Consider the following 12,557-nt stretch of genomic DNA (forward strand, 5'->3'; position numbering starts at 1 on the left):
GGGGGGACAACAATGGCAGTCATTTCATATATAGAAGCAGTGACACAGGCACTTAAGGAAGAAATGGAACGGGATGAGAATGTTATCGTCATGGGTGAAGATGTCGGCAAACGAGGCGGCGTCTTCCAGGCGACAAAAGGATTATATGATGAATTCGGGGAAAAACGGGTCATTGATACACCACTTGCTGAATCGGCAATTGTTGGTGTGGGTATTGGGGCAGCGATGTACGGACTGCGCCCTGTCGCCGAAATGCAGTTTTCCGATTTTATGTTACCGGCGACTAATCAGATTATATCGGAAGCGGCGAAATTGCGTTACCGGTCCAATAATGACTGGTCGGCACCGATGACGATCCGTGCGCCTTATGGTGGGGGTGTACATGGCGGACTCTATCATTCACAGTCAATGGAAGCCATTTTTGCCAACGTACCCGGGCTGCAAATCGTCATGCCCTCAACCCCATACGATGTAAAAGGATTGTTGAAGGCTGCCATCCGCGATAATGATCCAGTGATCTTTTTTGAACATAAACGCGCCTATCGTTTAATCAAAGGCGAAGTGCCGGATAAGGATTATGTGCTGCCTATCGGTAAGGCGGATGTGAAACGGGAGGGGCATGACGTGACCGTTATTACCTATGGTCTGGCAGTTCATTTTGCCCTTCAGGCAGCAGAAAAACTTGCGGAAACAGAAGGCATATCCACCCACATTCTCGATCTTCGTACGGTCTATCCACTGGACAAGGCAGCAATCATCGATGCAGCGAAAAAGACGGGGAAGGTTCTCCTTATTACAGAAGATAATAAAGAAGGCAGTGTAATCAGTGAAGTTGCAGCGATTATAGCCGAACACTGTTTGTTTGATCTGGACGCACCGGTGCAGCGCCTTGCTGCCCCTGATGTTCCGGCTATGCCATATGCTTCGCCGCTGGAAAAACGGTTTTTATTGAATCCTGAGCAAGTGGAAAAGAGGATCCGCGATCTGGCGGAATTTTGAGGGAAAGGAGAGATAAGATGAATACCAGACAAATGGAAATGCCTCAGCTCGGAGAGAGCGTTACAGAAGGAACAATCAATCAGTGGCTCGTCTCCGCAGGGGATCAAGTCAGTAAGTATGACCCCATTGCTGAGGTGACAACAGATAAAGTAAATGCTGAAATCCCTTCGAGTTTCTCCGGAACCATTTCAGCCCTGCTCGTTGATGAGGGAGATACGCTTCCGGTTGGACAGCCAATCTGCACGATAGAGGTCGAAGGTACAGCTGCCGGACAACAGCTGAAAGAGGGATCTTCATCCGCGGGAACTGATGGAAAACCAGAAGATGGCACGATGAAAAAACGCTATTCTCCAGCCGTACTCAAACTGGCACAGGATAACGATGTGGCACTGGAACAACTGACCGGAAGTGGAAGAGGCGGGAGAATTACCCGTAAAGACGTCGAAAAATATATCACTTCAAAAACGGATGAAAAAAGAGGCCCATTGCCTGAGAAAAAAATGGCGCAAAGTTTTTCAACTGCTCCGTCCCAGGGACAGAAGGTTGTGTCTGCTTCGCCGGTACGAAGTGATCCCGGAGATATCGATGTGCCCCTGACTGCGGTCCGGAAAACGATAGCGCATAACATGGTTCGCAGCAAGCATGAAATTCCACATGCATGGACCATGATCGAGGTGGATGTCACCAACCTGGTTAACTACAGAAATCAGGTCAAGAATATTTTTCATAAAAAGGAAGGCGCAAAGCTGACGTTTCTTCCATTCTTTATCAAAACGATTGTTGCTGCCTTAAAAGAGTATCCGCGCATGAACAGTACCTGGGCAGGCGACAAAATCATTGAAAAGCAGTCCGTTAATATTTCGCTTGCTGTTGCCTCGGACGATGCGCTTTATGTTCCAGTGATTCAGCATGCCGATGAACTGAGTATTAAAGGACTGGCATTTGCTGTTGACGACCTTGCGAGGCGTACGCGTGAAAACAGACTGACACCGGATGATATGCAGGGCGGGACATTCACCGTAAATAATACCGGATCTTTTGGCTCCATCCAATCCCAGCCTATCATCAACTATCCGCAGGCAGCCATTCTTTCAATTGAGTCAATTGTCAAACGACCAGTTGTTGTGAATAACATGATTGCCATCCGCGATATGGTAAATCTGTGTATATCGATTGATCATCGGGTTCTTGACGGACTGATTACTGGTCAATTTCTGGCCAGGATCAAGGAACGTCTGGAAAATATTTCACCTGAAAATACACCTATATATTAGTCCATAACCTACATGAACCACATTCTGCCAGATGGAGCAGAATGTGGTTTTTTAATGGATTATAAAGGCTGCCAGGGCTCATCCGGCGCCAGCAGCCTGGCTGCGCAAGTTTTTCTTCATATATTTCCTATATTTGCTGATCATGATCGCTGAACTGATGACTTAGCATTTGATCGGACCATTGAAAAATTGTACGCTATTGAATTAGAAGAAATAATCATCAGGCATGTAACATGATGTTCATATTAGTCTGACATGATGATACATAGACATGTAAATAAAAAAGGGAAGTGTCCTGATTGAATCGAATTCTGGTTGTTGATGATGATCCGAATATTAGAGAGCTCGTTACGGTTTTTCTGCAGAATGAAGGGATAGCGTGTATCGAAGCGAGTAATGGAGAAGAGGCCCTTCACATTCTTAAGGCTGGTGCCATCGGTCTGATGATCATCGATATCATGATGCCACACATGGACGGCTGGACGCTATGTAAAAAGGTGAGAGGATCCGGTGATCAGATCCCTGTTCTGATTCTTACTGCCAGGGGTGAGACGATGCAGAAAGTCAGAGGATTTCGCCTGGGGGCGGACGATTATCTCGTTAAACCTTTTGAACCGATAGAAATGGTAATGCGTGTTAAGGCGCTGCTCAGACGCTACCAGGTTTCAGTTTCACAGTCCGTTCATATTGGGAACATCACACTGGATCGGAAGTCCTATGAAGTCAGGTTGAGTAACCGAATCCTGACACTGCCTCTAAAGGAATTTGAATTACTTTTTATGCTGGCGGGCACACCGGGGCGCACCTATACCAGAGATGATCTGATTGAAAAGATCTGGGGTTATGATTACGAGGGGGACGAACGAACGGTTGATGTTCACATTAAGAGATTGCGTAAACGATTTTCCGGACCGAATACCGGTTTTCAGATAAAAACCGTACGCGGTCTCGGTTACAGACTGGAAGAGTGCTGATGAAATATATAAGAATCTTCATATTCATTTGTACCCTTTTAACGATACTCAGTATATTTTGGGGCGGATTTTATTTTTTCATCGGATGGATCGCCGTAACTTATGACGTATCGCTTCATCCTTTATTTCATCATATCGTGAGCTCAATACTGGGCATCTCCCTGTTTTCTGCCCTCTGTATCCTGATCGGATATATTCTCAGGCCCAGAAAATTAAATTATTTTCAGGCGATGATTCAGGCCATGCAGCAAATGGCTAAAGGTAATTTCGAAATTCATCTGGATTTGCCGGATTTTATTCCGGGTCCTCCTTCAAAAAATAATCCGTTTATTCAGCTGGCCGACAATATGCATTATATGGCAAGAGAACTGGGGCAGCTGGAACGTCTTCGGCAGGAATTTATTTCAAACATCTCCCATGAGGTTCAGTCACCATTAACCTCTATAAAAGGATTTGCAAGAGCGCTTGAGAACAATAATTTAACTGCAGAGAAAAGCCATCATTATTTGAATATTATTTTAACGGAAAGTGACCGACTGTCAAAACTGAGTGATAATCTGCTGAAACTGACGTCTCTTGAAAGTGGCAGGCATCCGGTTACGATGAAGCCATACAGGGTTGATCGACAGATCAGATCCGCCCTGCTCCCGTTTGAGCCGCAATGGACGGAGAAAAAGATACACATGAATATTCAGCTTCATCCTGTCACCATTACAGCTGATGGTGACCTGTTGGGACAGGTCTGGACAAATCTGATCCAGAACAGCTTGAAATTTACACACGTTGACGGGCACATATCCATTCACTTATTTCAAAAAAAGAATATGACTGTCTTTTGCATTTCGGATGATGGTATCGGAATCCGTGAGGAAGAAAGGCTGCACCTGTTTGAAAGGTTCTATAAAGCCGACCGGTCACGTAACCGGGAAGCAGGAGGGAACGGCCTGGGGCTTTCCATAGTAAAAAAGATCGTGGATGTACACCACGGGAAGATAGATGTAAAAAGTACATTTGGAAAAGGGACGACGGTTACGGTCAGATTTTTTAAAATGGGGACGGATGAGGCAGGTTTGCCCTGATACTTATCCGAAAGATCCGGCCAGTGCAACAATGACTCCTGCTACTGTTGACAGTAACAGAGCACCGATCATCACATAGATGACCATTTTAAATAGTTTTTTCTGCATAATTGATTCTCTTTCCTTATCAATGATCTCAACTCAAATTATTATAACCTGTATGCGCCGGTTTTTTCAATGTTGTCACGAACTGAATCTCAGACTTTGATATGATAAAATGAAAAGAAGAAGATAAAAAAATATCGCTTTTGGAAAGGTGATACGATTGATCAAAAGGGAACGTTTAATGAAAGTATTCCTGGAACTGATTAAAACGGATTCAGAAACGGGTCAAGAGAAGAAAATTTCCAATCTGCTGAAACATAAATTTTCTGACTTAGGTTTACGTGTTGAGGAAGATCAGGCAGGAAAAATAACAGGGCATCAGTCAGGGAATCTGATCTGTACACTTCCTGGTACAGCCGAAGGTACATCCATTTTCTTCGGTTGTCATATGGACACTGTCGTTCCCGGGAAAAAGATTCATCCGACGATAAAAGACGGTTATGTTGTGTCTGATGGAACAACGATTCTGGGAGCGGATGATAAAGCCGGACTGGCTGCATTAATCGAAGCCCTTTATGTTATCCGGGAGAAGGATATACCACATGCTCAGTTACAGGTTATTGTTACAGCAGGCGAGGAATCAGGACTTCTGGGGGCAAAAGCACTGGATACCCGGCTGATAAGATCTGAATATGGTTTTGAATTAGACAGCAGTGGACCTGTCGGTGACATCATTGTTGCGGCACCTTTCCAAACCAAATTTCAAGTCGGGCTCTTTGGAAAGCAGGCCCATGCAGGTGTTGCTCCGGAAAAGGGTCTATCGGCCATTACCATGGCCGCAAAAGCGATCTCAAAAATGCCGCTTGGACGGATTGATCCGGATACAACGGCGAATATTGGCCGATTTGAAGGCGGGACTTCAACGAATATAGTCTGCGATTATGTGCAGATACTTGCTGAAGCCAGATCGCTTGTTAAAGTAAAACTTGATGAACAGGTAAAGAAAATGGGTGAAGCCTTTCAAAAAACGGCTGAATACATGGGAGGACGGGCCGATGTTCAGTCGAATTTTATGTATCCGGGATATCATTTCGATGCTGAAGATGATCTGGTCCGACTTGCACAACGTGCGATCATATCAATCGATAAGAAACCTCGCCTGAAGAAAAGTGGAGGCGGTAGTGATGCGAATGTGCTTAACGGTAAGGGCATTCAAACAGTTAATCTTGCTGTCGGCTATGAGCATATACATACAACCAGAGAAAGAATGTCGGTCAGTGAATTGGAGAATACAAGCCGGTTAGTGCTCGCGCTGATTAAAGAAGCTGTCCATTAAAACAGAAGGAGGATATCACATGGAAACGGCTCATATAAACAGGAAAGTCATCTTTCACATTGATATGAACAGTTTCTATGCCTCCGTTGAATTAGTCAATCATCCGGAATGGCGTGGAAAGCCGCTGGCTATTGCAGGAAAACCTGAAGAGAGGCATGGGATTATCGTAACGAGCAGTTACGAGGCCAGAAGACGAGGCGTTCGGACAACAATGACAGTTCAGGAAGCACGAAAAGTGTGTCCGGATCTGATTGTTAAGCATCCAGACTTTCATCTTTATCGTGCTGTTTCTGATACACTTTTTCATCTGTTAAAAAGCTGTACACCGGAAGTTGAGAAGGCTTCTATCGATGAAGGCTATATGGATGTGACGGATCTGATCGCTGACGGTCATCCACTTCGACTTGCCGGGAATTTACAGCACCGTATTTTTTCTGAACTAGGTCTTCCATGCAGTATTGGTATTGCTCCAAATAAATTTCTTGCTAAGATGGCTTCTAATATGAAAAAGCCAATGGGTATTACTGTTCTGCGAAAAAGGGATCTTGAGCAAAATATGTGGCCGCTTCCAATAGGAAAGATGCATGGCGTCGGACCCAGCACGGAAAAGCGTCTGCAGGCAATGGGGATTATGAAAATTGGTGATCTGGCTGCGACTGACCAGCGGATGCTATCCGGCAGATTGGGCATCACAGGGAGAAGGTTATGGGAACATGCACGGGGCATAGATCATCGACCAGTGGATCCTGACGCATGGGAACGTTTTAAAAGTATTGGCCATTCCGTCACTCTCCCACGTGATACCCGCTCTCTACAGCTTATTCAGGTAACTCTTGATCGTTTATCAGATAAGATTGCGAAAAAAATGAAAGAGAAGCACATCGTCGGCTATGGTTTGGAAGTTATGATCCGGTATCATGACTGGAAGACTGTGACGCGGCACGTCACAACAGTACAGCCCATTGCGTATAAGGAAGATATCCTGAGCAATGCACTTAGTCTGTTTAAGGCGCATTGGAACGGTAAAGCGGTAAGACTTCTTGGCGTCACTGTTTCTTCATTTCAGCCGACAGGAAAGGCAAATAAACAACTTGATCTTTTTACATATCAGGAGGATGCGGCCCGGGAGCCATTAATCAAACTGATCAATGCTGTGAATGCTAAATTTGGCAGTAAGGCACTGCAGACGGCTGCCAGCCTGATAAGTCAAAAGAAAAAATGAATATCAGAAAATCAAATTGAGCTTGAAAATGTTGCATAAATAAAAGGGTGGATGTCATGGATTTTACATTTCTGGGGACAGGAGCGGGCATGCCTGCCAAAGAGCGAAATGTCACTTCACTGGCCGTGGGTTTTCCTGAATATGACGGAGATCTCTGGCTTTTTGATTGTGGCGAAGGAACGCAGCGACAGATTCTCTACTCGTCTGTAAAGCTGACGCGACTGTCTGTTATCTTTATCACACATCTGCATGGAGATCATATATTCGGCTTGCCGGGCATCCTTGGCAGCAGGTCATTTCAGGGGGCGGAATCGCCTTTAATGATCATCGGACCCAAGGGTATTAAAACCTTTATCGAGACGACGGTGGGGGTATCAGGGACGCATTTACATTATCCTCTCAATATCCGTGAAATTGAAAATTCAGGATGTATTTTTGAAAATCAGCATTTTTTTGTTGAAGCAGATCAATTGGATCATGGGATCATCAGTTATGGGTACAGGATTATAGAAAAAGATCAGCCGGGGGAATTGCTCGTTAATAAACTGAAGCAGATGGGTATCCAGCCAGGTCCCATTTACAAACAGTTTAAAATTTCGCCGCAAGTCACTCTTCCGGACGGGAGAACATTGAACAGTTCTGACTTTCTTGGGGAAACAAAAAAGGGTCGCAGGTTTGCCATTATAGGTGATACGCGTCCCTGCCGTGCAGCAGTAAAACTGGCACAGGATGCCGAAATTGTTGTTCATGAAGCGACATTTCGTCATGAATCTTCCAGACTTGCACATAACTATCATCATTCGACTTCTGTCCAGGCCGCTTCAATTGCCAGAAAAGCGGGTGCCGCCTTACTCATTCTGACCCATATCAGTTCAAGATATCAAAAATTGGAGCAGCAGAAATTGCTTAACGAGGCAAGACAGATTTTTCCTGGCACGATGCTGGCTCATGATTTATGGGTTTATCAAACCAGCGCTAACCATCGTTCAGGCTAACAGCAAATCATTGACGCGGCCGCAGGCGCAGTTTGCCTGATATTGAAAGATGCAAAGCTTCTGCAGGAAGAGCAGGTATAAAAAAGGGATCTCCAGTAAGGAGATCCCTTTTTTAATGAATCATTTAAGAGTTTAAGCAGGTATCGTTATTCTTTTTCACCGTAGCCGTAAGTACCATGTTCACTGATATCAAGCCCGGCTTTTTCTGCTTCTGCAGAAACACGCAGGCCAACCGTTGCTTTGATAATGCTAAGCACGATCAGGGAAGCTACAGCAACGAATGCGAATGCTGCAACAACACCAAGTGCCTGCACGCCAAGCTGGGTCAGGCCGCCGCCATAGAACAGACCTGGTCTGCCGACGCCGGCGGTTTTAACGAGTTCCGGTGCGGCAAATAAGCCGGTTGAAAGTGTACCTATAACACCTGAGATACCATGTACGGAGAAAGCATAGATCGGATCATCCAGGCCTTTCTTTTCGAGAGCGATGGATGTCCAGTAAGTAAATGCACCGGCAAAAGCACCAATGACGACAGCAGCCCAGGGTTCAACAAATGCACAGGATGCGGTAATTGCAACCAGTGCGGCAAGAACGCCATTGCACATAGCCCCAATATCTGCCTTCTTTGACAGCGCTTTGGCTGCGGCAAGTGCACCTAATGCTCCGGATGCAGCTGCGAGGTTTGTCGTCAGAGCGACATAACCGAAGAACTGACCATTGCCTACACTGACCGTACTGCCGGCGTTAAATCCGAACCAGCCGATCCAAAGAATAAAGGTGCCTAGATAAACGAACGGGATGCTGTGTGCCGGCAGTGTATTTGGCTTTTTCCCTGTGAATTTGCCAATTCTTGGTCCGAGAAGCAATGTACCGATCAGTGCGGCAGTCGCACCTTGAAGGTGAACAACCGTAGAACCGGCAAAGTCCTGCATGCCGAGCGTGCTCAACCAGCCGCCGCCCCATACCCAGTGGCCGACAACAGGATAAATGATGGCAATAAATACGGTACCGAAAATGAAGTAAACGGACAATTTAGCACGTTCTGCAAATCCGCCCCAGGCAATAGCAAGCGATACGGCTGCGAAAGCCATCTGGAATAAGAAAAAGATAGAATCATAGCCGCTTGGGACACCGCTGAGAAAGAAATCAGACAGACCGATGAAACTGTTGCCGTCTCCAAATGCAATTCCATATCCGACTGCCCAGAAGACAAGCGACGCTATCGCCAGGGTAATAATCTGTTTGCCGGTGATATGACCGGCATTTTTGCTTCGCAGAGATCCAGCTTCAAGAAAAGCGAAACCTGCCTGCATAAGAATGACCAGAATTGCCGAAAGCAAAATCCATAAAGAATCAGTGCTCAAAGTTAATTCCTTCATTTAGTTAAGGCTCCCCTCATTTAATATGGAATAATTATAACATAACGTGTCAGTAAATGTTACAGCTAAATTTTAAAAATATTCATTTATTTATGTAAGCCTTTACAATAGAAACATTTTGTTCAATATTAGTTTATTATTTTAAATGTACGGATTCGGAAAATGATGATTCGTTTTCCATTAAGGATGGCACATTATATCATGAAAAAAACAGCCACCAGGAAAGAGGTGTTCAGGTCGATGATGAAAGAAAAAATCGTTGTCATTACAGGTGCGTCGAGCGGGGTAGGGAAGGAAACAGCCTTTCGCTGTTCGGCGGCGGGGGCGAAAACAATTTTAATCAGCAGAAATGAAGAGAAATTAATGAAGGTGTGTAAAAAAATCAGTCTTCAGAAAGGACAGGCGGATTATTATACATTGGATGTCGGTCATCCGGAAGAAGTCAAGGTCATATTTAACAGGATTATGGATAAATACGGAAGAGTGGATATCCTCATAAACTGCGCCGGATTTGGCCGGTTTGAACCCTTTGTTTCATCGACAATAAAAGATGCAGAGCGCATGTTTTCTGTTAATGTCATTGGGACGATGTCATGCACACACGCTGTTCTCCCACAAATGCTGGCCCGTCGATCGGGTCATATCGTCAATGTTGCTTCAATTGCCGGGAAACTGGCGACAGCAAAATCGTCGGTCTACTCCGCAACAAAACATGCGATAATCGGATTTTCAAATGCATTGAGACTTGAAACTGCCGATTATGGCGTCAATGTATCAGTCATTAATCCTGGACCGATCCGGACTCATTTTTTTCAGAGGGCGGATCCTGAAGGAAGTTATTCGACAAAAATCGATCGGTTTATGCTGGATGCGGAATTTGTTGCTGAAAAAATTATTCAAGCAATAGAAGAACGGAAACGGGAAATTAATATTCCGTGGTATATGGGTCTGGGGGCGAAATTTTATCAGTGGTTCCCGCGTATTTCTGAACGCCTGGGCGGTCGGTGGATGAAGATGAAATGATGGAAATTTTTTTGCAAATCATGTTGAAATAGGCTATTATAAATATGTAAGAAAACGCTTACATCTCGGGCAACTATGCCTGATATGAAGCAATAAGCAACAATATGACGGGAGGAGTCAGAATGCAAGCAGGTACAAAGGCATCCGCAAAAGACATGACCGTTGAAAAAGCGAAATGGGTTTACAAAAAAATGCAGGAAATCCGTCAGTTTGAAAATACCGTACATGGTATTTTTGAAAAGGGCGAAATTCCGGGATTTGTGCATCTTTATGCAGGTGAGGAAGCTGTAGCTGTCGGTGTTTGCGCTCATTTGACAGACAGTGACAGTATCACAAGTACCCACCGCGGGCACGGACACTGTATCGCAAAAGGCTGTGATCTTGATGGCATGATGGCTGAAATATTCGGCAGGTCAACGGGGCTTTGTAAAGGCAAAGGCGGGTCGATGCATATTGCAGATGTGTCAAAAGGCATGCTTGGTGCGAATGGTATAGTCGGTGCCGGGTTGCCGCTTTCAATTGGTGCCGGACTTACTGCAAAAGTGAAAAAAACGGACAATGTCGCTGTCTGCTTCTTCGGAGACGGTGCGAGCAATCATGGTACGTTCCATGAAGCAATCAATATAGCGGCTATCTGGAAACTCCCGGTCATTTTTGTCAATGAAAACAACGGTTTTGGTGAGGCATCAACCTTTGATTATGCCTCTGCCTGTGATCGTGTTTCCGATTTCGCCAAAGTATATAAAATTGCCGGAGAAACAGTTGACGGCCGTGATGTACAGGCCGTCTATAAAGCTGCCGGAAAAGCGGTCGAACGTGCCAGAAGCGGTAAGGGGCCAACGATTCTTGAATGCCTGACTTATCGCGACTACGGACATTTCGAAGGAGATACTCAGACGTATAAGAACAAAGAAGTACAGGAACGTGCACTAAATGAGGATGATCCGATCCGTATATTTGAAGAGCATGCCAAATCATCGAAGCTGCTGAGTGAAAAAGAAATTAAGGACATCGGTGCGGAAGTTAAAGCAGAAATCGACCATGCCGTTAAATTCGCTGAGAGTAGTCCATTCCCGGACGCCTCGCAATTAACGACGGATGTATACGTTTCCTATTGATTTTCGGAAAATATATGGAGGTGAGCATTGTGACTGTTAAAATGAGTTATTCAGATGCGATCAATGATGCCATACGTCTTGCCATGCGAAAAGATGAAAACGTTGTCTTGATGGGTGAAGACGTTGCCGGCGGTGCAGAGGTTGATCATTTACAGGATGAAGGTGCCTGGGGTGGCGTTTTCGGTGTATCAAAAGGAATTGTTGAAGAATTCGGCCGTAACAGAGTCCTCGACACACCTATTGCTGAGGCTGGATATATGGGCGCAGCTGTTTCAGCTGCTGTCACAGGACTTCGCCCGATCTCGGAATTAATGTTCAACGATTTCATTGGAAGCTGTCTGGATGAAGTTATGAATCAGGCTGCAAAATTCCATTATATGTTTGGCGGAAAAGCCAGGGTACCACTTACAATTCGTACGATAGATGGTGCGGGGTTCAATGCTGCAGCGCAACATTCCCAGAGCCTGTACGCGCTTTTTACACACATTCCCGGACTGAAAGTCGCCGTACCAAGCAGTCCAAATGATGTAAAAGGGCTGCTTCTGAGTGCCATTTTCGATGATGATCCGGTGATCGTTTTTGAAGATAAAACCCTGTACGCAAAGAAGGGGCAGGTTGAAGAAGGGTTCTTCACCATTCCTCTTGGGAAGGCAGAAATTAAACGCCCAGGTAAGGATCTTACAATCGTTGCTATAGGGAAACAGGTCTATACTGCTTTGGATGCAGCTGACCAGCTCGCAAAGGAAGGGTTTGAAACTGAAGTCATCGATCCAAGGACCCTGTCCCCGCTTGATGAGGAGACGATCCTTCAATCTGTCATGAAAACCGGGCGCCTGATTATTGTGGATGAGGCATATCCGCGATGCAGCGCAGCGACAGATATTGCAGCAATTGTGGGAGACAAAGCATTTGACTATCTTGATGCTCCGATCAAGCGCGTGACCGCACCACACAGCCCTGTGCCCTTCTCTCCACCACTTGAAAAGCTATATTTGCCTTCGCCTGAAAAAATTATCAAAGCATTCAGAGAGATGGTTGGGGACAAAGTATTCACAACTGCGTGAAAAGGTGACAGCTTTCTTTGAAGGACGGGCGCCGGCTGACTTTGTTGGT

The 12,557-nt window shown here is 45.3% G+C and carries 12 protein-coding genes; 10 read left to right on the plus strand and 2 right to left on the minus strand.

The features are described from left to right. The first annotated feature begins 12 nt into the window (after window positions 1-12). From EWH91_RS04750 to EWH91_RS04765, 4 genes are all read left to right on the plus strand, one after another. Window positions 13-999, plus strand: coding sequence for an alpha-ketoacid dehydrogenase subunit beta (locus EWH91_RS04750; RefSeq protein WP_129928884.1), 987 nt, complete (start codon window positions 13-15; stop codon window positions 997-999). A 17-nt stretch (window positions 1,000-1,016) separates the two neighbouring features. Next, window positions 1,017-2,273, plus strand: a complete 1,257-nt coding sequence (locus tag EWH91_RS04755; RefSeq protein WP_129928885.1) for a dihydrolipoamide acetyltransferase family protein — start codon at window positions 1,017-1,019, stop codon at window positions 2,271-2,273. A gap of 299 nt (window positions 2,274-2,572) precedes the next feature. Beyond that, a complete protein-coding gene (locus EWH91_RS04760; protein ID WP_129928886.1) occupies window positions 2,573-3,247 on the plus strand; it encodes a response regulator transcription factor in 675 nt (224 codons plus the stop codon). Beyond that, a complete protein-coding gene (locus EWH91_RS04765; protein WP_129928887.1) occupies window positions 3,247-4,326 on the plus strand; it encodes a sensor histidine kinase in 1,080 nt (359 codons plus the stop codon). Before EWH91_RS04760 ends, EWH91_RS04765 begins: the two co-directional genes overlap by 1 nt. 3 nt (window positions 4,327-4,329) lie before the next feature. On the opposite strand, the gene prli42 is transcribed toward EWH91_RS04765, so the two are convergent. Continuing rightward, complete coding sequence (gene prli42 / locus EWH91_RS14450; protein WP_165364242.1) at window positions 4,330-4,434, minus strand: stressosome-associated protein Prli42; 105 nt, start codon at window positions 4,432-4,434, stop codon at window positions 4,330-4,332. Window positions 4,435-4,591: 157 nt separating this feature from the next. Here prli42 and EWH91_RS04770 point away from each other — a divergent pair, with 157 nt between their 5' ends. From EWH91_RS04770 to rnz, 3 genes are read left to right on the plus strand one after another with little or no spacing between them, the layout of a single operon-like run. Then, window positions 4,592-5,707, plus strand: a complete 1,116-nt coding sequence (locus tag EWH91_RS04770; RefSeq protein WP_129928888.1) for a M20/M25/M40 family metallo-hydrolase — start codon at window positions 4,592-4,594, stop codon at window positions 5,705-5,707. 19 nt (window positions 5,708-5,726) lie between these two features. Further along, entirely contained in the window at window positions 5,727-6,929 is a 1,203-nt protein-coding gene (locus EWH91_RS04775) for a DNA polymerase IV (RefSeq protein ID WP_129928889.1), read from the plus strand. 56 nt (window positions 6,930-6,985) lie between these two features. Beyond that, on the plus strand, window positions 6,986-7,924 hold the full coding sequence (rnz, locus tag EWH91_RS04780; RefSeq protein WP_129928890.1) for a ribonuclease Z: 939 nt from the start codon (window positions 6,986-6,988) through the stop codon (window positions 7,922-7,924). Window positions 7,925-8,070: 146 nt separating this feature from the next. Here rnz and EWH91_RS04785 read toward each other — a convergent pair whose 3' ends face one another. Then, entirely contained in the window at window positions 8,071-9,303 is a 1,233-nt protein-coding gene (locus EWH91_RS04785) for an ammonium transporter (protein ID WP_129928891.1), read from the minus strand. A gap of 201 nt (window positions 9,304-9,504) precedes the next feature. Here EWH91_RS04785 and EWH91_RS04790 point away from each other — a divergent pair, with 201 nt between their 5' ends. The 3 genes from EWH91_RS04790 to EWH91_RS04800 all read left to right on the plus strand — a co-directional run bounded on the left by EWH91_RS04790 (window position 9,505) and on the right by EWH91_RS04800 (window position 12,508). After that, on the plus strand, window positions 9,505-10,326 hold the full coding sequence (locus tag EWH91_RS04790; RefSeq protein WP_206184282.1) for an SDR family NAD(P)-dependent oxidoreductase: 822 nt from the start codon (window positions 9,505-9,507) through the stop codon (window positions 10,324-10,326). Window positions 10,327-10,448: 122 nt separating this feature from the next. Further along, window positions 10,449-11,444, plus strand: a complete 996-nt coding sequence (locus EWH91_RS04795; RefSeq protein ID WP_129928892.1) for a thiamine pyrophosphate-dependent dehydrogenase E1 component subunit alpha — start codon at window positions 10,449-10,451, stop codon at window positions 11,442-11,444. A 29-nt stretch (window positions 11,445-11,473) separates the two neighbouring features. Continuing rightward, complete coding sequence (locus tag EWH91_RS04800) at window positions 11,474-12,508, plus strand: alpha-ketoacid dehydrogenase subunit beta (protein ID WP_129928893.1); 1,035 nt, start codon at window positions 11,474-11,476, stop codon at window positions 12,506-12,508. Window positions 12,509-12,557 lie beyond the last annotated feature (49 nt).

This window comes from Sporolactobacillus sp. THM19-2, from assembly GCF_004153195.1.
Classification (GTDB): domain Bacteria; phylum Bacillota; class Bacilli; order Bacillales; family Sporolactobacillaceae; genus Sporolactobacillus.